At 32.6% G+C, this 24,388-nt stretch carries 24 protein-coding genes, 3 tRNA genes and 1 other RNA gene; 11 read left to right on the forward strand and 17 right to left on the reverse strand.

Annotation, left to right across the window (positions count from 1 at the left end; all coding sequences use genetic code 4):
- Window positions 1-20: 20 nt before the first annotated feature.
- A complete protein-coding gene (locus GvMRE_RS13530) occupies window positions 21-158 on the forward strand; it encodes a hypothetical protein (protein WP_172575255.1) in 138 nt (45 codons plus the stop codon).
- A 255-nt stretch (window positions 159-413) separates the two neighbouring features.
- Here GvMRE_RS13530 and GvMRE_RS04470 read toward each other — a convergent pair.
- Window positions 414-500: transfer RNA gene (locus GvMRE_RS04470), tRNA-Leu, on the reverse strand.
- Between the two features lie 153 nt (window positions 501-653).
- The gene (ligA, locus tag GvMRE_RS04475; RefSeq protein ID WP_147410074.1) at window positions 654-2,396 is read right to left on the reverse strand and encodes an NAD-dependent DNA ligase LigA; all 1,743 of its coding nucleotides are present in this window, start codon (window positions 2,394-2,396) and stop codon (window positions 654-656) included.
- Between the two features lie 223 nt (window positions 2,397-2,619).
- Here ligA and GvMRE_RS04480 point away from each other — a divergent pair, with 223 nt between their 5' ends.
- The 8 genes from GvMRE_RS04480 to ssrA all read left to right on the forward strand — a co-directional run bounded on the left by GvMRE_RS04480 (window position 2,620) and on the right by ssrA (window position 8,427).
- A complete protein-coding gene (locus tag GvMRE_RS04480) occupies window positions 2,620-3,075 on the forward strand; it encodes a GreA/GreB family elongation factor (protein ID WP_147410075.1) in 456 nt (151 codons plus the stop codon).
- Window positions 3,075-4,154: a redox-regulated ATPase YchF gene (ychF, locus tag GvMRE_RS04485; protein ID WP_147410076.1), complete on the forward strand. Its 1,080-nt coding sequence runs from the start codon at window positions 3,075-3,077 to the stop codon at window positions 4,152-4,154. The genes GvMRE_RS04480 and ychF overlap by 1 nt, the downstream gene beginning before the upstream one ends.
- Window positions 4,155-4,164: 10 nt before the next feature.
- The gene (locus GvMRE_RS04490; RefSeq protein WP_147410077.1) at window positions 4,165-4,410 is read left to right on the forward strand and encodes a hypothetical protein; all 246 of its coding nucleotides are present in this window, start codon (window positions 4,165-4,167) and stop codon (window positions 4,408-4,410) included.
- Window positions 4,411-4,482: 72 nt separating this feature from the next.
- A tRNA-Asp gene (locus GvMRE_RS04495) sits at window positions 4,483-4,557 on the forward strand.
- A gap of 7 nt (window positions 4,558-4,564) precedes the next feature.
- Complete coding sequence (gene lon, locus GvMRE_RS04500) at window positions 4,565-7,060, forward strand: endopeptidase La (protein ID WP_147410078.1); 2,496 nt, start codon at window positions 4,565-4,567, stop codon at window positions 7,058-7,060.
- Window positions 7,061-7,068: 8 nt separating this feature from the next.
- A tRNA-Cys gene (locus tag GvMRE_RS04505) sits at window positions 7,069-7,146 on the forward strand.
- A gap of 5 nt (window positions 7,147-7,151) precedes the next feature.
- Entirely contained in the window at window positions 7,152-8,015 is an 864-nt protein-coding gene (locus GvMRE_RS04510; RefSeq protein ID WP_147410079.1) for a hypothetical protein, read from the forward strand.
- A gap of 41 nt (window positions 8,016-8,056) precedes the next feature.
- Window positions 8,057-8,427, forward strand: a transfer-messenger RNA (tmRNA) gene (gene ssrA, locus GvMRE_RS04515).
- Window positions 8,428-8,515: 88 nt separating this feature from the next.
- On the opposite strand, the gene GvMRE_RS04520 is transcribed toward ssrA, so the two are convergent.
- The gene (locus tag GvMRE_RS04520; protein WP_147410080.1) at window positions 8,516-9,526 is read right to left on the reverse strand and encodes a DUF6940 family protein; all 1,011 of its coding nucleotides are present in this window, start codon (window positions 9,524-9,526) and stop codon (window positions 8,516-8,518) included.
- Window positions 9,527-9,647: 121 nt separating this feature from the next.
- On the opposite strand from GvMRE_RS04520, the gene trpS reads away from it, so the two are divergent.
- Window positions 9,648-10,664 carry a tryptophan--tRNA ligase gene (gene trpS, locus GvMRE_RS04525; RefSeq protein WP_147410081.1) on the forward strand — a complete coding sequence of 339 codons (1,017 nt, stop codon included), beginning with the start codon at window positions 9,648-9,650 and terminating at the stop codon, window positions 10,662-10,664.
- A gap of 103 nt (window positions 10,665-10,767) precedes the next feature.
- On the opposite strand, the gene GvMRE_RS04530 is transcribed toward trpS, so the two are convergent.
- From GvMRE_RS04530 to GvMRE_RS04590, 14 genes are all read right to left on the reverse strand, one after another.
- The gene (locus GvMRE_RS04530; RefSeq protein ID WP_147410082.1) at window positions 10,768-10,947 is read right to left on the reverse strand and encodes a hypothetical protein; all 180 of its coding nucleotides are present in this window, start codon (window positions 10,945-10,947) and stop codon (window positions 10,768-10,770) included.
- A gap of 47 nt (window positions 10,948-10,994) precedes the next feature.
- Window positions 10,995-11,135: a hypothetical protein gene (locus tag GvMRE_RS13535; protein WP_172575256.1), complete on the reverse strand. Its 141-nt coding sequence runs from the start codon at window positions 11,133-11,135 to the stop codon at window positions 10,995-10,997.
- Window positions 11,111-12,097, reverse strand: a complete 987-nt coding sequence (locus tag GvMRE_RS04535; protein ID WP_147410083.1) for an IS630 family transposase — start codon at window positions 12,095-12,097, stop codon at window positions 11,111-11,113. Before GvMRE_RS04535 ends, GvMRE_RS13535 begins: the two co-directional genes overlap by 25 nt.
- Before the next feature lie 84 nt (window positions 12,098-12,181).
- Complete coding sequence (locus GvMRE_RS04540; RefSeq protein ID WP_172575257.1) at window positions 12,182-12,508, reverse strand: HigA family addiction module antitoxin; 327 nt, start codon at window positions 12,506-12,508, stop codon at window positions 12,182-12,184.
- An 11-nt stretch (window positions 12,509-12,519) separates the two neighbouring features.
- A complete protein-coding gene (locus GvMRE_RS04545) occupies window positions 12,520-12,801 on the reverse strand; it encodes a type II toxin-antitoxin system RelE/ParE family toxin (protein WP_147410085.1) in 282 nt (93 codons plus the stop codon).
- Window positions 12,802-12,823: 22 nt separating this feature from the next.
- Window positions 12,824-13,660 carry a type II toxin-antitoxin system PemK/MazF family toxin gene (locus tag GvMRE_RS04550; RefSeq protein WP_147410086.1) on the reverse strand — a complete coding sequence of 279 codons (837 nt, stop codon included), beginning with the start codon at window positions 13,658-13,660 and terminating at the stop codon, window positions 12,824-12,826.
- Window positions 13,650-13,913 carry a hypothetical protein gene (locus GvMRE_RS04555; RefSeq protein WP_147410087.1) on the reverse strand — a complete coding sequence of 88 codons (264 nt, stop codon included), beginning with the start codon at window positions 13,911-13,913 and terminating at the stop codon, window positions 13,650-13,652. The genes GvMRE_RS04550 and GvMRE_RS04555 overlap by 11 nt, the downstream gene beginning before the upstream one ends.
- A 163-nt stretch (window positions 13,914-14,076) precedes the next feature.
- A complete protein-coding gene (locus GvMRE_RS04560) occupies window positions 14,077-14,475 on the reverse strand; it encodes a type II toxin-antitoxin system PemK/MazF family toxin (RefSeq protein ID WP_172575258.1) in 399 nt (132 codons plus the stop codon).
- Entirely contained in the window at window positions 14,468-14,704 is a 237-nt protein-coding gene (locus tag GvMRE_RS04565; protein ID WP_147410089.1) for a CopG family transcriptional regulator, read from the reverse strand. Before GvMRE_RS04565 ends, GvMRE_RS04560 begins: the two co-directional genes overlap by 8 nt.
- 142 nt (window positions 14,705-14,846) lie before the next feature.
- Window positions 14,847-15,224, reverse strand: coding sequence for a hypothetical protein (locus GvMRE_RS04570; RefSeq protein ID WP_147410090.1), 378 nt, complete (start codon window positions 15,222-15,224; stop codon window positions 14,847-14,849).
- A 17-nt stretch (window positions 15,225-15,241) separates the two neighbouring features.
- Window positions 15,242-15,778 (reverse strand): hypothetical protein, encoded by a 537-nt coding sequence (locus GvMRE_RS04575; RefSeq protein ID WP_147410091.1) that lies wholly within the window; start codon window positions 15,776-15,778, stop codon window positions 15,242-15,244.
- Window positions 15,779-15,798: 20 nt separating this feature from the next.
- A complete protein-coding gene (locus GvMRE_RS04580; protein ID WP_147410092.1) occupies window positions 15,799-16,962 on the reverse strand; it encodes a hypothetical protein in 1,164 nt (387 codons plus the stop codon).
- 132 nt (window positions 16,963-17,094) lie between these two features.
- On the reverse strand, window positions 17,095-17,592 hold the full coding sequence (locus tag GvMRE_RS04585; RefSeq protein ID WP_147410093.1) for a hypothetical protein: 498 nt from the start codon (window positions 17,590-17,592) through the stop codon (window positions 17,095-17,097).
- Entirely contained in the window at window positions 17,507-20,179 is a 2,673-nt protein-coding gene (locus tag GvMRE_RS04590) for a hypothetical protein (protein ID WP_147410094.1), read from the reverse strand. Before GvMRE_RS04590 ends, GvMRE_RS04585 begins: the two co-directional genes overlap by 86 nt.
- A gap of 131 nt (window positions 20,180-20,310) precedes the next feature.
- On the opposite strand from GvMRE_RS04590, the gene GvMRE_RS04595 reads away from it, so the two are divergent.
- Window positions 20,311-24,387, forward strand: coding sequence for a hypothetical protein (locus GvMRE_RS04595; protein WP_147410095.1), 4,077 nt, complete (start codon window positions 20,311-20,313; stop codon window positions 24,385-24,387).
- Window position 24,388: the final 1 nt, after the last annotated feature.

The following is a 24,388-nucleotide window of genomic DNA, read 5'->3' on the forward strand; positions in this document are numbered from 1 at the left end:
GAACAGAAAATAATTAATATTTGGCGCTTTTAAAAACTTTTTTACTTTTTCGCCAAATTAGAAGTAAAAAGAAAGGACAAGAAGCAAAAAGAAACAAAGGAGTTATAAGAATTCCTGCTCAAAATAAAAACTCTTTGCTGTTTCCTTTTACTAAATAGTTAAAATACTACCAAAATTTACATAAAAGTCAAATAAGCAATAAACAAAAGCAAAAAAAAGAAAGAGCAAAAGATAGAAGACTAAAGTTTCCTAATTTATAGGCGGTAGTTTCTGAATCTTTTTTTCTAAAAAATAAAAAAGCAATCTTGAATAATAAGATAACTAAAATTAACACAAAAATAATAAAAAACAGAAAGCAAGTTTTTAGCGAAAAAAAGCCTACCGTTCATTTTACTTCTTTTTCCATAATAAATTGGTACGGGGCGAGGGACTCGAACCCTCACGCTTTTAAAGGCACTAGGTTCTAAGCCTAGCTTGTCTGACCATTCCAACAGCCCCGTAAATATAAATTTAAATAAAAAACGAACCAATGCTACTTGGAAACGGAAAAGAAAACCACACATTAAGCTTTTATATGATATTTTTATTGCTTTTTCTTTATCTCATCAGCACTTCCTAAAGATAATTAGCGTTCTGAAAGAGTAATAAAAAAATTAGCAATTAAACTGCTCCATATCCTTTAATATTCCTAAATTTTTAGGCTTTTGGAAATAATGCGTAATTTCTTTTTGAGTTTCAACTCCCAGGAATTTGCCAATCGGCTCTAACTCATTCTTTTCAATGGCTTGAAGAAGGCTACTTGGATTAGGATAAATGCTAGTAAGTTTGCGTGCTTTCACTCCTCCTAATAAAGGAATACCTAAAGCAGTTATTAAACAAAAAAAAGGTTTTTTTTTCGATTGTTCAATGTTATTTAAAAGATTATTAACTGATTTTTTTTGCAGGCCCTCAATTTTTAACAATTTTGATTTTTTTTGTTCTAAGAGATAGAAATCAATTGGAGTTTTTAATACATTAACTTGGTACAATTTGCGGATAATTGCTTCACTTACCCCTTTGATATCCATTCCTTGTTTAGAAACAAAAAGAGTTAAGGACTTAATGTTTCTTTCAGAGCAATCTTCATTAGGACAGTGTTGATAAATCTGTTCTTGATTTCATGTAAGCAAAGCAGAACAAGAAGGACAATTAGCGGGTGGAACTCAGCAAGTATTTTGTCCATTCATTTTAATTACTTGTACTACTTGAGGGATAATGTCGCCAGCTTTTTTGATTACTACTCGGTCACCAATAGCGAGATTTAATTCTTTGATGAAGCCATAATTATGAAGTGTGGCTTTGCTAATTTGGCTTCCGAGCAAAGAAACAGGAACGATTTGTGCGACATAGGAAACTCGACCGCTTCGGGTAATCTCCACTTGAATGTTTTTAACTTCACTCAGTGCAACCGAAGCAGGAAATTTGTAAGCAAAGGCTCAGCGAGGAAAACGATTAGTATTACCCAATTTTTCGTAATACTCGTAATTATTAACTTTAATTACAATTCCATCAATTTCAAATTCTAAATTGTCCCGTTTTTCTTTAACTTCTTGAAAATACTTTTGAATTTCTTCTAAACTATGGCAAATCCGATAATAAGGACTAGGTGCAAAACCTCAGTTGGCTAACTTTTCCAAGCAGTTTAATTGATTACTGGTTTCATTAACTTTATCGTTGTCATGCCTCAAAATTTGGTAAGCAAAAAAGTTTAAGTTTCTTTGTTGGGTGGGAATCAAAGTTCGCAAAGTTCCGGCTGCTGCGTTTCGGGGATTAGCTAAAAGAGACAGTTTTCTTTTTTTTAATTCATTATTTAAGCGTTGAAATTCTTCTTTTTTCATGTAAATTTCTCCACGGATTTCAATTATTTTAGTTGCTTCCGGTAAATTTTTTGGCAAGTTTTGAATTAGAGGAAGGTTGACACTAACATCTTCTCCTATTCATCCGTCTCCACGAGTAATCATCTTGCTTAGTTTGCCGTTTTGGTAATGCAAACTAGCTGATAAACCATCGATTTTTAGTTCGCAAAGATAATCTATTTCGTTAAGTCCGAGTTTTTTTTTTACTCTTTCATCAAATCGTACTAACTCTTTATAATTATCAGTACTTTCTAAACTAAGCATTGGAATTTGGTGAGCAATTGAATGGAATTTTTTTTTAACTTTGCTCCCAACTTTTTGCGTGGGTGAATTGGGCAAAACCAAACTATATTTTTTCTCCAAGTCCCTTAATTCTTGAAAAGTTTGGTCATAGATTTTATCGTCAACCGTTGGCTGATTTAAAACATTGTATTCATAATTCCACTTTTCTAGCAACTGGATTAATTTCTGCATTTGTTGAATTTCTTCTGTTGCAATCATATGAAGTTTTTATTTTATTTTAAATTCTTGTTTACTATTTGACTAAGAATTACTAAGTTTATTGTTGGGTGTTCCTTCTTTAATTTTCATTTATGTTCATATCTTTTTGCATGTAGACAAAAATGAACTAGTAATAAAAGGTCATGTTAAAAATAATCACTAATGACTGAAGAGATTAAAAATAAAATTTCTACCCTATACAATAAAAATAGAAACAATAAATATGAAAAAGATTAAAATTACTTCTGAAAGTTATTCTTTGTTGCAAAAAGAAATAGCGGATTTAGAAAAAACCATAAAAAAAACTTCTGAAGAGTTAGGACTAAGTGGTTTTGATTCTGATCTTACTGAAAATGGTGATTTTACGGCATTACTAGAAAAGTTAAAAGAAAAGACAGGCAAATACCAGGAAAAACTTTTTTTGTTAGAAAATGCTGAAATTTGCCAAAAAACTAATAATAAAGCATTAATTGGATTAGGAAGCATGGTTACTTACAAAATATTAAATACTGGAGAAGAAAAAACTGTGGAAATAACTGATGAAATTGAAGCGAATCCACCCCAAAAAATTTCCATGCATAGCCCTCGTGGTGAAAGTTTATTAGGAAAAAAAGTTGGTGACATTCTCAATAATCAGGGAAAAGATAAGCACCAAATTGAAATTTTAGCAATTAAATAATGATTAAAATTGGTTTAGTTGGTTTACCAAACATCGGAAAAAGTAGTCTATTTTATTTTTTTACCCGCCAAACAGAAGTTTTAAAAGAAATCGCTAATTACCCTTTTGCGACTATTGAGCCTAATCATGGCATAATGCCTGTTCCTGATTTTCGTTTAGAAAAATTAGCCCAAAATTTTCAGAGTGGCAAAATAACTCCTAGTGTTATCGAATGAGTAGATATTGCTGGTTTAGTCAAAGGAGCAGCCCAAGGTTCAGGTCTGGGTAATGAATTCCTTTCCCATATCCGAGAAGTAGATTTAATTTGTCACGTAATCCGTTGCTTTGCTGGTTCTAATATTGAGCACGTAGAGAAAAGTGTTAATCCTCTTCGCGATTATGAAATTATTCAAAGTGAATTAATTCTTGCTGATTTGCAACAAATTGAAAAACGAAAGCAAAAATTACAAACTTTACAAAAAAAACAACCGCAACAAACTGAGGAAGAACTAGAAATATTAATTTATTTAGAGCAGAATTTAATGAATGGTTCGGCTCTTTCCCAATTAAAGTTAACTGCTGAACAAAAAAAAACCATCAAAAGTTACAACTTATTAACAATCAAACCAGTAATTATTATTGCTAATTATAATCAAGGGGCAGAAATAAAGGAACTAGAAAATTACGCCAAGGAAAAGCAAATTTATTTTTTTCCTCTCTCAGTGAAGGCTGAAAATGAATATTTAGATTTATCTGTTGAAGAAAAAAAAGAACTCGGAATAGAATGACAAACTGCTAATCTTGGTCCGCTTACCGAAAAAATTAAAGAACTATTGAACTTAAAAGTTTTTTTTACTGCTGGTCCAAAGGAAACCAAAAGTTGACTGGCTAGTAAAGAAATGAGCGCTAAACAATGCGCAGGCTTAATTCACTCTGATATTGAAAAAGGATTCGCTTATGTCCAAGTGTACAATTATCAAGACTGATTAATTTACCCCAATGAACAGCAATTAAGTGAAAAGGGTAAAATTCGTAGCAAAGGTTCTCAATATATTATTCAAGAAGGAGATATTTGTCTTTTTTTATTTAGTGCTAGATAAAATTATTTATATGAAATTTAAAACTTGAGAATGAATTTACTGAGGCATAGTTTTGTTTTTCTTAATACTTATTATGGTGGCAATAATCAAAAGTGGAAAAGAAGGGTTTAAAGTTACTATTAAAAAGCATAACCAAACTACTATTACTTATTGAAGCAAACCCAAAGCATTTGGGTATTTAGTAGGCATTCCTTTTGGAATTATGTTTACTCTTTGGCTAATTATTAAAGCAGCCACTGGTGGATTTAAAGAATAAAAAAAACTTCTTAAATGGTTAAAAATTACTTAATGACAATTTTGCTTTTGTCATAAAAAATAAATATCCTTTGGTCCCGTAGTGTAGTGGCTATCACTTCTCGCTGTCACTGAGAGGACACGAGTTCGATTCTCGTCGGGACCGCCATAAAATTATGTCAGAAATAGCAATCAATGAACCAAAATTACAATTACCTCTTTTACTAACGGATGGATTTTTTCTTTTTCCTAAATGCAATTATTCTTTACCGTTAGTAGGAGAAAACGAAAAATTAAAACCAATTTTAATTCAGGCTTGAAAAGAACACCAAGGACAATTATTAATTATTTCTAGTAAAGAAAAAATTGCTGACCTGGGGACAATTCAGAGTTTAGATAATTTTTATTTCGTAGGAACCTGAGGAAAAATTATTTTAGATTTAACCCACGAAGCCAATGCCGAGTTAGTAATTAATTCGCTCCAAGAAATCCAATTAGAAGGATTAGAAAGAGTACAAATTATCAATCCACAAAAAGTTAATAATATTTGAAAAAGTGAATACCAAGTTTTATTAGAGCCAGAGCAAAACCGAGATGAAAAAGTTTTAACTAAGTTAACTGAAAAATTTGTTGCTCATTTACCTAATATTTTAAAAAAAACTAACTTAGATTTTGCGGAAAAATTTCATTATTTAGCCATGAGTAATTTAGGCAACTTTATTGATTTCTTAGCCCAAATCAATCAGGAAATGCCTCGTCACCATAAGCAAGTCATTTTGACAAGTGTCTATTTACCCCAAAGATTAGATTATCTTTTAGAAGTGCCTCCTAAAGAAAATGAACAAAAAGCAGTAGAAAAAGACATTAATAATCGAGTGAATGCTGAAGCCAAAAAAGAAGAAAAAATTTGACAATACCGAAAAATAATTAGTAAAGCCCAAGAGGAGTTAGAAAAACTTGAAGGTTCAGGAGCAAAAAGTTGAGAACAAAAACATTTACAAAGATTAGAACAAGAACCTTTTCCTCAGGAAGTAAAAAATGTGGTCCGGGAACAAATTGGGCAACTGAAAACCATGCCTCCACATTTTGGAGAAGCACATATTATTCGTAATTATGTTGACCTTTTAATGACTCTTCCTTGATTACCAACCCAAGTTTCTCCAGAAAACCAAGATATAGAGAAGGCTAAGCAAATATTAGAACAAGAACATTTTGGCTTAAAAAAAAGTAAAAAGACTATCCTTAAACTTTTGTCAACTATTCAGCATACTGGTGAAACCTTGGGAGAAATTATTTGTTTTGTTGGTCCCCCCGGCACCGGAAAAACTTCACTTGCTAAATCTATTGCTAGAGCAATGGAAAGAAAATTTGCTCATATTTCTCTGGGAGGAATCAGAGATGTGGCCTTAATATCAGGATTTCGTCGAACCTATATCGGAGCCATGCCCGGAGGAATTATCCAAGCGTTTAAGAAAGTAAAAGTAAAAAATCCCGTAATTTTGTTGGATGAGATAGATAAAATTAATAATTTTTCTGGTTATCAAGGCGATCCTTCTTCTACTTTGTTAGCAGTTTTAGACCCGGAGCAAAATAAAGAATTTGTTGACCATTATTTAGAAGTTCCTTTTGACTTGTCTCAAACCCTTTTTATTTGTACGGCTAATAATCTTTCAAATATCCCGCGACCTTTACTAGACAGAATGTTGATAGTTTCGTTTTCTTCTTATACCCCGTTGGAAAAGTTAGCCATTGCTCAGAATTATCTAATACCCAAAAATTTAGCAAAATATAAACTAGAAGCATTTAAAATTAATTTTCTTAAAAAAAGTATCGAATTTATTATCAATAATTATGTTCGGGAGAGCGGGGTGCGAGAATTAAATCGTTTAATTAGAGAAATCCTTTGGTCCTTTATTTTAGGTACTAAAATAAACAAAAATAAATTAGAAACAAAAGAAGTAAAAATTTCTCCAAAAATCATCGAGAGTGAAGATTATTTAGATAAACCTATTTACGAATTTACTCAAAAAGAAGAAAATCCTTCTCCAGGAGTGGTTAATGGTCTGGCTTGGACAGAAGTAGGAGGAGATATTTTGCCTATTGAAGTTAATTATCACTCAGGAAAAGGAGAATTAGGAAAATTAACCGGTAGTTTAGGCGATGTAATGAAAGAATCAGTAATAGTAGCTTTTAATTATGTTAGAAGTTATTTAGAAGAATCTAAAGACAAGACTAATACGGAAGTAGAAAAAGAAAAAATTGAAAATTATCTAGCAACTTTTAACAAAAGTAACTTTAATCTTCATGCTCCCGAAGGAGCAGTAAAAAAAGACGGACCAAGTGCAGGTATTGCTATTACTACGGCCATTCTTTCGTCTTTAACTAAACAAACTATTCCTACTGATATAGGAATGACAGGGGAAATTACTCTTACCGGTAATGTGCTTGCGATTGGTGGTTTAAAGGAAAAGGCTATCGCGGCCCACCGTAGTAAATTAAAAACTATTTTTATCCCTAAAAAGAATGAAAGAGACATTAAAGATATTCCAGTTGAAGTTCGCAAAGAGTTAAAAATTATTTTAGTCAGTAAATACTGAGAAGTGTGGGAAAATTTGTTTCCTCCAAAAATCGCTCCTCGCATTGCAAAGACTATAATTGCCACTTCTGCTTAATAATTTATGGGACCGTGACCGAGTGGCCTAAGGGAGCAGACTGCAAATCTGCTATTTCGTTGGTTCAAATCCAACCGGTCCCTCCAAAATTATGAATAATAAATTATTGCCAAAGAAAAGCAAGAAAAATATCTTTCTGCTCTCCGCCATAGGTTTATTACATTTTTGTTGTATAACTATGGCGGCTCACTTGGATTTATTTCGCCGTTCAGAGTATTCTTTTGCTTCGGCTAGTAATATTTGTTATTGGTTATGAATTTCTTCTTGGTGGTGTATCTGAGTTGGTTGATTAACAATAATTTGAGTTATTTATAAATTAACAAAAAAAGCAAAAAAGAGTTATTTTGAACAAATTTTTGATTTAACCGTTTTAATTGCTAATCTCTTAATGATTTTAGCCTTTTTAGCTAATTTTATAATTTACTATTTTTGGAAAGTAGAATGGATTTATGTGCCGGATACTGATAATCCCCACCGAGTTATTACTCTCTTTAATTCTTGACCAGTAAAAACCCAAACTTATTTCTGATTTAATATTGCTATTTCTCATATTGTAGTTCCTTTTATTATTCTTTATCATTTCTTAAAGTTCAGTCAAGTAGATTTATTAAGAAAAAAGTTTCGTACAACCATAGTCAGCATTTTAGCAAATCCAGCCGTTTGATTTCTTTTTGTCATCATTCGAGAAAAAATTAGTAATTATTGAATTCACCCTAACAAATTATCCTATGAATTTCCTCGCAATTATCCTTATGTTTTCTTTTATCGCATTATGGGTCAGCAAGCTTATGAGAAAGATATTAATTATTCTCATAGTCTAGTTTCTCGGTTTCTCTGATTGCTCGGCACAATTTTGGTGGCTGGTCTGGTTTTTTCTTTGTTAACCTATTTTTTAATTAAATGAAAAGAAAAAATAAATCATAAAACCCTTAAAAATAATATTATGAAGCATTAAAATGTTTACTTCTAATGTAGACAAAATAACGGCTTCTAAATGGGGATGTTAGTTTTGACTTAATTCAGTTGGTAATTAGGGCAGCAAAAATTTGAAAAAATCAAGATAATAACAAAATTGACGAAAGTCCAAATATTCCTGTAAGTTTGTTGAATAACAACTACAGAACTAACTACGCAAGAGTTTAATCTTAACTAGTTCTTATTACTTGCTCCCTTCAAGTAGTTCGTAATGATAGGGAATTAGCAAAGAGAGTTTGTTTATTTTCTCCTTTGTTAATTATTCAAAATAAACTGCTTGGCTAATAAATATTTGTCGGTTAATATTAAGCCAGGAAATTCTTAACTGAATAAGCTGTAGTCCTAATTATTACTATTTAAAGGACAGGGGTTCAATCCCCTCATCTCCACCATTTAAACAAAAAAAAAAAAACAACTAAGGATGTTGTAGACGAATAAATATATTCATGTCAATATTAATTGTTTTTTTTTGTTAAGGATTTATTTTTTCTTTCTCAATCAGAAGAAAATGCCTAAACCTATTGCTACTAATACTCCTCCGCTAATTCCTACAATTCATAGCAAACTATTTGAGTTGGTGGGCTGAGAACTATCAGAATTAGTTTGTTTAACTTCCTGGATTTTCTGATTAGTAGAGTCATTTTCAAAGTTTGGTTTTTCATCTTTCTTATCTGGCTTTAGTTTTTTACTATTGTAACCAGTCGGCGTTGGAGAATCAGAATTGTTATTTGAAAATGAAGGATTTTCTTCGGTTGGAAGATTTGGCTTTTTGTCTTGATTTACTGGTGGCTGATTATTATTTGGAATAGGCAATTTGCCATCTTTGTCATTCTGGCTATCTTTGTTATCATCAGGCAATTTGCCATCTTTGTCATTCTGGCTATCTTTGTTATCATCTTCTGTAAATTGCTTGTATTCATTCCAAGAATAATATATTGGCTGTTTATCAATCCTGACATGTAACCAGGAAATTCCTAAACCGTGCGTAGATAATCAACGAGGATTGTTGCTTTCTAAATTTGCTTCTAATTGATGAGCAACTTCTTGCCAAAAAGTTTGTTTTTGTTCACTAGTATCAGGAACATTTTGGATAAAACTAGTTAGATTTTTGTAATCCAATTCTTCATTGTTTTCATTCTTTTCTGGCAGAGGAATTATTAAAATATTTCCACTATTGCTTGTAAAACTGTTTTTTTTATCGTTAATGTGTTTTTGAAAGGGCGAATGGTTTGGAGTAATCCCATCTAAACTTTTACTCTTAATTACCACACATTCAAAGGGTTTATTTAAGGTATTCTTAGTTATTGGCGGACACTCCCAGAAATAGGCAGATTTTAGTTGCGAATTAGCATGTTTAAGGGCTTCAGTTATTTCTTGCCCTCCTTCTTTTAATAAGTTAATAAAATCTTTTTGGGTTAGTTTGCTGTTGTCCGACTTGGTGAATTGGTACTTGATAGTGTTATTATTTATTGTTGTTATTGAAAATTTCATATATATATATATATATATTATAGTTATTTTTTTTATTTTTGCCTGATTAGGAATATAACTTTTATAACTTATTTTTACTTATCCTGTTTCATCTTTATGTTCGTAAAAAAATAAGTTATATATGTCCACAAACCAACCTAAACCACGATTTTTTACTGGTATTCAAGCCACCGGAACTTTACATTTAGGACATTATTTAGGGGTAATAAGACACATTTTAATATTACAAGAAGAATATGAAGTAATCATTATGATTGCCGATTTACATGCTCTAACTGTTCCCCAAAAAGGAATGGATTATCAAGAAAAGGCCAAGGAAATTGCTGCTTTGTTGTATGCTTGTGGTCTGAAAGAAGACTGCAAAATATTCATTCAATCCCAAATTAAAGAACACCTGGAACTGGCTTGGCTTTTATCTCCTTTGGTAACTGTAAGCGAATTAAACAAAATGATTCAATATAAAGAAAAAAAAGGAAAACACGAAACTGGAAATTTGGCCTTGTTTTCTTATCCTGTTTTGATGGCTGCCGATATTTTTCTTTATGATGCAGACTTAATAATTGTTGGTCAAGACCAACAGCAGCATTATGAACTAGCCACTGATATTTTTCGTAAATTCAATAATTTTTACTGAGCATCAAATAAACAAGACGTCGTCTTGCTAAAATTACCAATATTTAATGAATTTTCTCAATTAGGAAGCAAGATAATGAGTCTCCAAAACCCAGAAAAAAAAATGTCAAAAAGCGGAAGTGAAAAGGACTATTTAGCCTTACTTGATAAACCTAAAGATATCAAAGATAAAATTAAGAAAGCGGTAACAGATTCAGAAAAAAAAATTTATTATGATCCAGAAAATAAGGATAAACTTGGCACTTCTAATCTTTTGCTTATTTATGCTTTGCTCAAAAAACTCACAATAAAAGAAGCAGAAAAAGAAGCAAGTAGTTTGGACCATCGTAGATTTAAAGAAAAATTGGCCGAACTAGTTTGTGATAAACTCCAAACTATTCAAGAAAAATTCCCCATTTACCAAGCCAAAATTGCTGATTTATTGGAAAAAAATCGGCGTTATTGTCAAAAACTTGCCCAGCAAAAATTGAAAAAAATTAAAAAAGTAATGAAACTTATAAATTAATTCCTTTTATGGCTTAAAAAAACTTTGCTGCTTCTCATAATAGTGTAATAGTGTGTTTTATTTTTCCAAAATAAACGCCAAAAATCTATTAACAAATATTTTTTTATTCAAAATGCTTGCTGGTTCTTTTAAGGCTTCCACTATTTTTGTATCAATTTATGTGATCTAGGCTATTTTGACTTGGAATAGGTTTTTCAACATCAGAAATAAAAATATTTATTATTTCTAAAATCTTTTCTATTGCTTGATTTTCTTTTTCTATAATTTGACTGTGTTGTTTCATAAACTAATTTTAACTTTATTTGTTATTAAACTATAACCCTACCAAAATTAAATGTTATATTCTTGTTGATTAGGTACATTAATATTTTTAAGTCTTTCTCGAAATTCTAATCTAGCTTGTTCTCTACGGGCTTCAATTTCCAGTCGAGAAGGATTGTTTTTGTCTAGTGATTGAAAAATACTCTCCAAGCAGTCAATTTAGCAAAAGCATGGCGGAAAAACTCAATAAAATTTTCTTTTTGTAGTTCTGCTACTACTTTATCAATGGCTAGTTCTAATTCCTCAAAGGTTCTTGGTCTTTGCTTTTCTACGCTTTGGCGAATGATGTTAAAGCATAATTCTACTGGATTTAATTCAGGAGTGTAAGGAACAGAATAAACAGGTTCAATATTCTTGCTAGCTAATAAATCCCTAACAGTAGGCAAATCCAGTTTTAAACAAGACTTTTTGGCGTGGTGAACTTTGGCATTGTCCAAAAAGAGATAATGTTTTTCCTGACTAGAAAGATTAATCCCTTGTAAGAAATCATGAAAAGATTGAGTTTTAAGTCCGCCTTTAATTAGCTTGTAGTGGATTACCCCTTGACTTTCTAAAAACTGGATACACAAAATCAAAGTATGATTAACACCCTTATTGCCTGGTCTTTGGGAAATTGTTCTAGTTCCTTTTAAAGAATAGCCTCTCCTTGGTGCTTCGTTGAGGTGAAAAGAACACTCATCGAGAGCTAAAAGTTTACTTGGAACTATGCCTGTGGGAATGTATCTTTTAATCAAAGAACTGAATCTCCATACTTCCTGAGCCATTTTATGCTTCTTTCTTTCGGAATACTGGTAAGTAAGTTTCTTATAAGTGATATTAGATTTTCGGAGGAGAAGAGAAACTGTTTGCTGGCTAATGGGCTGATTTATTTGCTGGGATAAATAATTGGCTATCTCCCGCTGGTTTAAGTCGCTATTTCTTTTGAGATAAAAGCCAAGGTGTTTTAAAGTATTTTGGTTGACTTTTGGCTTGGGTCCTTTCTTTTGAAGAGGTTTATTAACTGGATTTTCCCATCTTCACAAGGTCATTTCGCTAGTTTCGAAAATGTCGGATAGTTCTTTTCGGAAGAACCTTTGGCGAAGTTGGGTCAGATGGTGGGGTTGGAGTTTCATGTGGCTTTAGGAGCAAGCAATTTTAATTAAGAATTTAATCACTGTTCAACTGTCAGAAGAGGAATTTTATAAGTACCCTCTTAATTAAAAACTAGAATGAATTTCCTTATAAGGTTTAATTTCTTGCTTTCTTTTAGTTAGTTCTCCTTGTCAAATACTTAGACCTAATTCATAACGCTTTTGTAGATTCCACCAAAATTCTACTGAAATATCAAAATAAGCAGCTAAGCGACAAATTAAATCCATATCTAAACTTGCTTTTTCTTGAACTACTGCTTGAACTTTATCTAAAGGTAACTTAATATCTTGTGCCAACTTTTCTGGTGACAACTTTAAAGAAATTAAAAATTCTTCTCTTAATATTTCTCCGGGGTGAATAGGTTTGATAAATTGCCCTTGGTTTTTTTTCATAATACTCATTTTTAATGATAATCAATTATTCCTACTTTATAAGCGTGATTGTCTTTACCTCAAATGAAGATTAAGCGAAATTGCTTGTTAATGTCGATTGCTTTATATCCAGTCAAGTCTCCTTTTAAATTGTGTAAATCTAAACCAGGAATTTTCTTTAATTCTTCTAAATTAGGCACAGCATCTAATAACTCTAATCTTCGCAAAGCACGCTGTTCAATTTGCCCTCATTTAGGATTTTTCTTTCAGCGAAAAAGTTTTTCGGTGTCTTTATCACGAAAACTGATGATCACTATGTAAGAATTTTAGTAATGGTTAGAGATTTTTTGCTTGAACCAGAGGTGCCATAAATAGGTTGGAGAATTTGGCCTGAAACTCTTGCCTTTGTTGATACTCCCTGAACTGCTCTTTTAAATCAACTAAATTAATACTATTATCATTTAAAACTTGTTCAGGAGTTAAGTTTAATTTATCCCTCAAATAAGCATAAAACTCAGGTTCTTGTATAGCTTGTTTTTGATTGGTTGGAGCATGAATATTAGTTCAATTTCCGCTAGTTTCCACTAAAAAGTTAAGTTGACTAAGTTCTCCAGTAATTCCAGTAGAAGCAGTCTGTTCAGAGTCGTCTATTTTCATTGGTTCAGTTTGGTAAGGTGATTGTTCTTCAATAATTATTCTTGGTGATTTGCTTTCTCCTTGATTAGTATTAATTTGAGTATCAAGAGAAAGCTGTCTTTTAGTTTGATTGGCTAAGATTTGGTCTTCTTGCATAACATCAAATTCTGAAGTTTTTGACCGGTTAATATCAAAATTATCTAAATTATTAGAAAACTCATTAGCAGTTACAAAGGTAGCTACAGAACCTAACGAATTATAAAACAAGTCGTTTACTTCTTTACTATTTCTTGGTTCAGGAAGGTTTTTAAAGTCTAATAAACGACTGGTATAGAATGCTTGTGGGTGAAGTTTGTAGTCCATGCCGTATTGATTCTGAATATTATCACTAATTACTAGACAAGGACGAGTTGGTTTGCGGTCTTCTTTGGTAGGGGGAAATTTTACTAGTCAGATTTGCCCTTGTCGGGGAATGTTTAACATTTCTCCTTGTTTGGGAAGTGGAAGTGATTTATTATTGGGCTTCTTACTTATCATTTAATCCGTCTCCTGATATGCTATCTCACAACGCTAATTCCTTTTGAAGATTCTTATTTTTAGCCATTCTTTTATAAGCCGCAATTAACTTTTTTCTTAATTGTTCTTTTTCTCTTTTTTGTTCGTTAACTAATCCTTTTAACTCTTTTTCTACAGCTTGGTTAACAAACGAACTTATTTTTCCATAACCAACTTTGTGCTTTAATTCCTGATAAGTATTTTCTTTAATGACAATGCTTAGTGTTCTAGTCATAATAATTGTTAGTTGTTTTATATAATAGTTTTTGGTGCTTTCATGTTTTTCTGATAAATTTACTTTCAATAACCTCTCTTCAAATACTTATTAAAGGTATATATCTCTTATTCACAGGCATTCGCTCCACTAAATTCTTTAAGTTTCTCATATTCACCAGAATTTAATCTATCCCTGCCACTACTTTTAACGCTTCTTGGGTTTTTTTTATTATCTCAAAACTAGCATAACCAACATAATCTCGTAATCGTAATTTCACATCGATAGTTTGAATCCTATTCAGTAAAAGTTTACTGTCTTTCTCTAAACCATTTTTTTTATCAGCCTTAATTAAAACTGTAAAAGGTCGTTCTTTTTTCACTTCCCTAAATTCAGAAGTCAAAGGCACAACGACAATTTGGTCGTCAAACTCATTTTGACTGTTATTGCTGATTACTAGTGCTGGGCGGATTTTGCTGATTTCTTTGCCTTTTTTGGGATTAAAATAAACTTTATAAACTTCTCCTTGGTGTGGAAAGCCTTGCGGACACATTTTGTAAGTTTTGACTGCTAATTTACTCATTATCGCTAATTCCGTCGCCCACGACTTCATCTCAAACTGCTAATTCTTTTTTTAGTTTTTTATTCTTGGCAAAATCTTGGTAGGCAGCATTTAGTTCTTGCTCTTTTTGTTTTTTTAAGTATTCTTTTAAGAGATTGTTCACCAAGGGGCTAATTTGTCCGCTAGGAACAGTATTTTTTAGGGTTTGGTAAACACTTGGTTCTAAACTTAAACTTAGATTTCTTTTCATATTATAATTTTATAGTATGAATTTGTAATATAATGAGCAAAAGGTGAATATTGAGACCTATTAGGATTATCAGTATTTTTATTAGGACAAAACTCACTCTCAATAAATCTACTGATTTTACCACTACCAAAAATTTTGTAAACTATTTTCTTTTGAAAATTTTTTTATAAATAAATCATATTCCTAGAACAATTGAAACTAACAAAAATAATATAAATAGAGAACGGAAAATAATCGGAACCAATGAATAACTATTAGACGTTTTTTTATTTATTTTTTTCTCATATTCAGAAATGGATTTATCTTTTTTTTCTCTTTGGAGAGGAGAAACTAAAAAAAGAAATCGACCATTAGATTTAAGTTTTGTTTTACAAGTAATTCCTGTTCTGAGAGGAAAAACGCTGTAAAAACTAGTGATACGTCCACTTTCACTCACTTCTACCCGATAAAGGTTAAGATTTTCTACTCTTGAACGATAGCATTTTACTACTTCTCCTTCAACTTCAACATCTTTTCACATATTTTAACCTTTTTATATTATTGCTTTTTACGCTTTTTAGCAAAGTAATAACCTAACAGGAAACTTAATACACTAACAATAATAACTATAATACCGCCTATTAAGAGTGCTTTCTTTCCTTGAGGGTTGCTCCAAAAAGGGCGAGACTTTTTTTCGCTCAACTCTTTATCCCTCTTTTCTTTTGCTTCGGCTTGTGCTTCTTTTAACATTTCTTTAACTTTATCCATGGTTGTGTCTTTTTTAATGTCGTCTGAGTTTTTAAGGAATTCCTCTTCTAATTTACCTTCTGATTTCAGTTTTTCAATTCAAACATCTAGAATTTTATCTTGTGCTTCTTGTTGCTCTGAAAACCATTTTTGACATTTTTCGCAAAAAAGTTCGTCATAAATAACTTTTTCCAATCCTTCTTCATTCACTCCATCAGGAATAGTTTTTACTGACGCCTTTTCAAGAAATTCAACTGCTTTATATTTGTTTTCCTCTTTTCAGTGCTTTCAACTTAGGGAATTTTTAATTCTTTCAATTAGTTCACAGCAAGTAAATGTTTTTGACATGTTTTATGTGTTTTTTTTGATTATTCTTCTGGTTCTTTGCTTTTCTTTGTTAGTTGACTAATAATCACTCCAATTAAAATAATTCCGGCAAGTATACCGAAAATAATTGCTGCTTTGACTCCAGTTGACTGTTTTTTTCATCAATTTTCTTGTGATTGTTCTTGGTCTTGCGGTTTTTTATTTTTTAGATTTTCCAAGTGTTGAATGGCTTCATTTACTTCCTTTTTAAGGCTTTGCATTTGGGCAACTAACTGGCTGTTTTTTTGTAACTGTTCTAATTCTTCTTGTAAAGTTTTTGCAAGTTCATTGAACTCTTTTTTACCTTTGGCTTGATTTACTTTTTTTAATATTTCTTTAACTTTGTCCAAGCCATCATCTTTATCTTTTCCACCTTGAGTATTAATAGAATCAAGTTCACTAATAATTGTACCTACTGTTTCTGAGGTGATATTTTGTCAACCTTCTTCTTGAATAATTTGCTCTTCTTGGGAGCCAGATGAACCGTCTCCTGAACCTTCATCAGTGCCTCCTCCTTGATCGCCTGGTTTACCACTATCTTTGTCACCAGGAGGAGTTTTACCTCCGGAACTATTACTACTATCTTCACTACCAGAGTCGCCATTGTCTGGATAAGAAGGACCACCTGGTATAGGACCAGAACCTTCTTTGGCTTTTTCATCATCAATCAACTTGATTAAGCGATCTTTTTCAGCCGTAATTTCACCGGGAGTGCTTTTTCCGCTAATTCCACTTTCTCAGTTGCTTCCTAATACTGTATTTTGGTCTTTATTATTAACTTTGCTATCAGAATTGGCTTTATCTTTTCAGTGTTGATTAACGGCTTCAATGGCTTCACGGCGAAGTCGGTCTAAATCATTTTCCTGTGGAGGAGGTAGAGGATTTTCTTTTTTTCGGCGAGCTTCCTTAACAGCATTAATTGCTTGGCTTTCACGGGCATTTAATTCAGTTTGAGTTTGTGTCTCACGAAGTCAAGTTATTCAATTATTTTTCCCTAATTCAGTGTTTAACTCACTATCACTAACCGAAGGTGATTTCTGCATTTCATCTTTCACTCTTTGGATAGCGTCATTATGATCTGGTCCAGTTTGTGGTGGTATATAAGGATTAGCAAGAGCACGATGTGCTTGGTCTAAATAATTCTTATTTTGTTCATGAGGACGCACATCATTAGTTGTTTGTCCATAAGAAGTATAAGAAAAACTTTTATTTTCTGGGTCAGGATTAGCAATTTCTCCTCCTTTAGTATTAGCATCTCCTGCTGCTCCACCAACCCGTAAATCTCTTCAACCATTAGCCTAAGCTTGGTCGGCTTCGCTGTCAGTTACTCCAACACCATGAATTGGACTTAAACCACTAACTTTTCAACCATTTTTGATACCAGGGTCGGCAATAGCATCATCAACATTACCATTTGGATCAGTAAAGAAAATATCTCAAAGGTTATTATAAGCATGCTGAGCAGCGTCACCAGTAATGGCATTCACAGCAGTGTAAGCTTTTTGTTTGTCAGTGCCGGCTGTCGCTTTAGCAAAGTCTTCCAGAACTGCATCTCTTCCCCCAGTTCAATCTCCAGCGGCAATAGCAGCTTGGGCGTTAGCATCATCGGAAGTTCAACTGTTAGCTCTTGCTGTTCCAGCTCCCCCGCCGTCTAAGGTGGCGTTACCTTTAGCAGCTCGCAAGTGAGCTAACAAGATAGCAGCAGCATGTTTAGAAGCGTTGGTATCCAGAGTTCCCCGTTGAGCAGCTTGGAATAAAACTTGTTCGGCAACGGAAAGATCGGCCCCCCCCGTCATGAGTTCACAAGCGGTTAGCTTCGTTTCCATCGTTTTTCAAAGGATTTTCTCGTATGCCTTTGGCTTCTAAGTAATCCCGCATTCCATCCGGAGTCCGTAAAGCGTAGTTGTTTCCGTTATAAGTAATTTGACCTGGTGTAGCGTCACCATCTTGCATCACATCTCCTTCGGCTTGGTAAGTGGCATAAACTAAAGCGGCTGTTTCTGCGTTCATGTTTCGTGCGGTGTAAGCGTCTAAGTTCGGACCAGCACCTCCTCAGTTGGCATCAATGCGGTTACCGGTAAAGCGGTAACCAGCTATCGCTAATCCTGAGCGTGCAGTGTTAATCTTGCCAGTGATTTCCACCACAAAACCATTGAGGTTGTTTTCATTGTAATCGTCCCGGGCAATTCCACGAATAAACACAGGATAGTTTCGATAATCATTAGCCGTAGATAAAGCTAAAGTATTTCCTCCAGCGGCATCGGCTGCTTGTCTTTGGGGTAAATTAGCAGCATTTACTACTTCGCGCGCTGTTCCGTTATCGGCTAAATACATGGTAATCCGTCGAATAGCAATTTCCTTGTGAATATCTTGTAAGTAATCCCGTTTGGCATTAGGGTCTGCTGTTAAGTTAAAGACATCATTATCAAGAATGTTAGCGTAGTCCCGGAAAGCATTAGGACGAGTTTCATTTCCCGTTCTTCACTGGCGGGCTGTGCCATCATCGGCTAAACCATCCGCTGCACTGGTTCCTACTACTACGGCTTGGTCTTGGTTAGCGTTGTGGGCATCAATGTCTCCGGTTCCTCCGATGGCCATTCAATTGTTTACCTTAAAAGTCTTTGCTAAACGAACTTTTTCATTTCCTAACCTTGTTCTATTGACCTCATTAGCATTTCGGAAATTATTTCAAAAATTACCATCATTATCAACTACTGAAACTCCAAATGCTGCGAGCAACTGATTCATTTCATCATTGCCACGAACTAGTCCTCGATCTCCAAGTTCGGCTTCTAATACTTTTCTTTCTTGAAGGATACGAATCATTAAAGCCATTTCTTCCCAAGCAACGTTAAGATGATGTCTAAAAGGGCAATTAGGATCGGTTGCTGTTCCATTAAATACAAGAGTGCGAACTATATTGTCATTATTAATTGGAATTGTTTTAAATTTATCACTAAGCAAATTAACAAATCATCTTCGACGTCAAAAATAAATATTTTGAACACCACCATAGGTATCACCACCACGCTCTATGGGTCTATCATTGACTGCTGGATTAAGTGCATTAGCGGGGTCTCCAAGCATGTGTCTATTAAATTCGACTTCAATATCAGCTGCATCTCCTAACAAATCTGCAATTAACTTATTTAAAAAGTATAAGTCAGCCAAATTAAAAGCTCCGGTATCAACCATATTCTCCAACACGGCTCGTTCTCCTTGATTATTAGGAATTGCCTGTATGGTTCTTTTGCAAACATTTTTAGCATTTTCGATTAATTTCTTATCATCGCACAAATCTTTTAAAGCATCTTGCAAATCATTCCTATTATCCAGGACAGTAAGCATGTCTCTAATATCTTGTGGAATACCTCCATCAGTGTCTGCATGAAGAGTTGCTCCCGCATTAGTTATAAGTCATGTCAGGTCTTTTCTTCCCCCAGTATTTCCCAAAGCAAAAGTTAGTCATTCTTCTATTGCAGTTTCTACAAAATTTCCATCAATATTGTCTACACTCTGATTTGTTGCTTGAGAGATAGTATGTTGCAGATAATTTGCATAATCGTCCAGAACATGACCAATATGTACCGAAGCATTATTTCCTTTGTGGTTTTCTAAATTTATTGTCATATTTTTATTTTTATAAAATATTTCATTCAGCCGTTCAATTTCATCAACTAATTCACCTGCTCTATAAACTGTATCACCTCATCTTTTTATCTCGTCTAAACCGGTATCTCCCGTACTATCTCTTTCGATTTCTCTTAAATCATTTAAAGCCGTTTCAATTTCCTTTAAATTATTATTCTCATCAATTTTTCTTGCATTAAGCAGAGCTTTTTTACAATAAATAATAGCCAAAATTTTATTAGCATAATTTTCCAGTTCAAGATCGTTAAAGTTACCTGGGTTAATACCATCTCTCCTAGCTCGAATATTTTGTTCTCATCAACTAATTTCGCCCCTTACTTCATCAGTGATTTCTTCTCTTATTTGCTGGATAATACTATCAATAATACCTCCATTAAGAGCAAAACTGTCCGAGTCTATTTTTTTTAAATCTCTAATTGGCATAGGTATTATTTGTGCAACCTCCTTTATATTGATGCTGTTGTGCTCGTCGTTTTCAACTGAAAATTTGTCCTCAGCAAACTTTAATTTTACGATTATTCTCTCTCTCTCTCTCTCGAACATTTCACTTAAAACCCTTGAAGTTTCCTGATTTTGAATGATAAGTTGGGTAGAATTTACTGTCTTATTCTCTGTTGAGTTTTTTCCAACAAGTCTTTTAGTCACATGTAAATAATTAAATTTATAAGGCTCTATTCTTCAATCTCAATGCCGCCCAGAAAAAGAAATTTTTACTGTGGGAGGATTTAACAAATTAACTTTTATTGTTTTCATATTTTAAATTTTACGGCTTTTCACGTCAAGTAAAGAAGCACACACACACACACACACACACACACACAAATCTATTAAAAACTTAAAAACTATAAATAAAGAGGTTTAATATGAATGAAATAGCAAATTTTTGAAAAGAAGAAATAGAGTTCACTCTAAATGATTTAAAAATAACTCGGGAATATATATTACTGAATTATCCAAGGAGTATTTGAGAAAAAGAATTATTTTCTGATGATAAAACAGTTAAGCAAATAGAAGAATATGCCTTCTATATTTTAAATAAAATTTGGGACTCTTATTTCAAAAAAAATGGTTGGACAGGAGCAATTTTTTCTTCCCAAAAACAACGACCGACTAACTTTCTTAGCCGAAGAGCAGGAGAATATCAAAGAATTATTGACAAAAGAAGAAATGAATATGTAAATAAAGTAAAAAACCAGGCTGAAATTGAAGTTAATGAATTAAATGAAAAAATGCAAACTCTTGAAAGAGCAACCCAACAACTTATTTCTGAAAAACAAACCTTAGAAAAAACCAAAACAGAATTAGAAGATAATGTTAACGCACTCGCTCAAAGCAAAACTGAACTTGAAAACTCACTAACAGAAGCAAAAAAAAAACTTGACGAAAAACAAAAACATTTGGAACTTGACGAAGCAAAATTAAAAGATGATACCGAACACATAAATTATTTGACTAACCTAATTGAAAATGTAGAGAAACAATCACAAATATTAGAAACAGAGTTAGCCAAATTCTTGGAAAATAAAGAAAATTTCCTTAACTGATTAGATAACATTGAGAATGACCCACAAATAAACCCCGAGGAACTAGAATATTACAAATCAGCGGGAGATTTCATTTTAAATGCTTTTAATACTGTCAAAACGGATGCTCGCAACACCACAGAACTTTTGGGAGAGAAAAAAGAAACAGAAACTGGGGAAATTGTTGATAATACAAGAGAGAGAGAGAGAGAGAGAGAGAGAGAACAATCTTGAACCACTTATGCTAAAAAAGGACTTAGACAATCCGGAAAGGTTATTGATAAGGGTTTCAGATATTTAAAAAGAGGAGTTAGACACCCGCTTGAAGCCACTACGATAGCGCTAGGATTAACTGGGGCAGGATATACGGCTGGCTATCAAGAAGGACAAAATTCCAATAATTCTTTGGCTCTTTATCAAGATTCATCATTTCCATACTGTCCAGTTAATTTTAATCCCCAAGAATTCCACCAACTCCAAACTAATTTTAACCAAGCCCAAGCCGAAAATCAAAGGCTGTCCCAAGCAATTAATGCTCTCTACCAAGCCAATTTTAATAAAGACCATAAAGCCATGAAATTAGTGGCTCAAATTAAACAAATAGAGAATGAATTAGCCATTGTTAAGAGACAAAAAGAAGAAGCCGAGGAAAATAACCAAAATGATTTAGTAATAGAGGATTTGGAAAATAAATTAAACCAAACCCAGCAAAAAGTAGCCAGTTTAGAAGAGCAATTAACCAACCAAAAAGAAACTCACCAACAAAAAATTAAAGATTTTAAAGACCAATTGGTAACCAGTCAAAATAATTCTAATCAAAACTTCCAAGATACCGAAAAGAAATTAAATAAACAAATCCAAGATAAAGAGCAGGTTATTAGCAAACTTCAAAGCAATCTTACTCAAAGCAAAAACAATTTAAACCAAGCCAAAACTGATAAAGAACGCTTGCTAAAAGGAGTTAGTGAACTTAATACAGAAAGACAAAAGAATTATGACAAAATCAAAAAACTCAATAATAAAATCTCTGATTATGAAAAGGTAGAAGCCCAAAAAGAGCAAAGTATCAAAAACTTAACAACTGAATTAAACACCGCCAAAATAAAAGCCCAAAAAGAGCAAGAAAACTTAACTACGCAATTAACTACTTGAAAGGAAAAAGCCGAGACCAATCAACTTGCTTTTCAAAAAAAAACTGACGAATTAACTAATACTTTAAAATCCCTTGCTGATTTACAGCAAGAAAACCGCAACCTCAATCAATCTATTACTGACTATCAAAACCAAGCAAAAGATAAAGAAAAAGACCTTGCTAATTTAAATGCTAAACTAGCAACCAGCCAAAAAGAAAACCAAGAACAAATTAACCAACTAGAAAAACACCAAAAAGACAAAACTCAACTGGAAAACCAACTAGCAGGTTTAGGAAAAGATAACCAACAATTAAACCAAACTATTAGCGAACTACAAGGCAAAATTACTCTAACCACCCTAGAAAACAACCGAAAAGTTAAAGATTTAGAAACCAAATTAGCCAATCAAGCCTCAGATTATAAGGATAAAAAACAAAAATTAGCAAATAAGATTATCAACTTAAAAGCCGACTATGAAAAAACAAATCGCCAGCAAGAAGACAAGATTAATGATTTAGAAACTTCCTTGGAAGAAAACCAATGAGAAAAGGAAAACCTTAACTCAAAAATAGTTAACTTACAAAAAGATTTAAAAAACCGTGAAGGAAAACTTACGAAAACTTACCAAGAATTAAATGAAAAGCAAAATAAAATTGAGCAGTTAACAGGAGATTTAACTAGTCTTGAAACTGATAAAAAGCAAGTTGAGAATAAGTTAAAAGTCCAAGAGCAGGAACTTTCAGCGAAGCAAAAGGAACTCCAAAAAACTATCCAAGAAAATCAAAAGTCCACAACTAGCTTTCAAAAAGAAATTGAGGATAAGCAAAATGCTTTAAAAGAAAAGCAAAGAATATTAGAAGAAAAAGATAACAAACTCCAAAACCAAACTGCTATTAACCAGCAAAAAGAGTCAACTATTCAGCAATTACAGGCTAATCTTACTGATACAAAAAATAATTTAACTGAAACCCAAGAGCAATTAACTCAAAGCCAAAATCAAAACATTCAACTAACCGAACTTAAAACCGAACAAGAAAAAAATATTACTGATTTAGAGGAAAAGTTGGGAGACTTACAATTTGATAAAGAAGAATTAGAAATGATTATTGGATTTTTACAGCAAGAAGCAAAAGACCAAAAACAAACTTTAACTTCTCAAATAAAGACATTAGATAATAAATACCGCCAAACTAGAAATAATTATCAGAATAGCCAGTTAGAGTTAGCAGAAAAAAGCCAGTTAATTAAAGATAATGCTGAAACTATTGAACGATTAGAAAAAGAGAATAGTAATCTTAACCAGTCATTAACCAAAGAAAGAAAAAATGCTTTTGAAAAAAGATTAGATAAATTAACCCAAGATTTAGACAATATTATCCAGAATCAAAAAGCAAAAGACTGACAAACTACCAAGGATAATTTAATCCGATTAGCCTTTGAAGCCGGAGGGATAGCACTACAACACTTTGTCAATAAACTTCTCAATAAAGGTACTACTAAAATCTTAGAAGAACAATTACAAGATGAACAAAATCACAGCAATAACTTACAAACTCAAATTAATAATCATGTTTGTCCCGTAGCAAATGCCCCTGATTGTCCTTATCCCCATGACGATTACAGTCAAATTATAGAACAAAGAGATAAGGCTTACCAAGAAAAGGATAATCTTAACCAAGAATTAAACCAACTTAAAGCCGAAAAAGACCAAGCTCTTAAAGAACAAGAAAGCCAAATCATTAATCAACTTAACCAAGACTTAAAATTAGGCTTAAAAGAACTAACTTTAAAAGAAACTATTAGCAAAATTCAAGAGTTAATTAATAAACCACCAACTTATTGAGCAGACGATAGCAAAGCAGAAGAATTAGAAAAAGGTTTAGAGCAAAGTCAAGCAACTATTACTAAACTAGAAAGAGAATTAGCCAGTCAAGAATTAACTAATACTTCTTTTGAAGAAAGTTTAGATACTATTAAAGAAATTGAATTAGCAAGTTTAGAAAAACAACTAGGCATCAGTTTAAGTAAAGAAGTTAGAGAACAAATTCAACATGCTACTAGTTATCAACAATTGGCTCAATTAAGAAATAGTGCTATACAAAAGCATTTAGAGAAAAATATTAATCTTAATCAAAGCGTTAATAAAGAAACAACTGAATTGGCTCCACCAGCAACAACAGTAAATAAAGAAAGAATTATTTTAATTAGTTTATTAGTGGTGAGTTTAGTAAGTATTGGGGGATTGTTGATGAAGTTGAAAGAAGTTAGTAGGAAAAGGAAATAGT

The organism is endosymbiont GvMRE of Glomus versiforme (assembly GCF_003546845.1).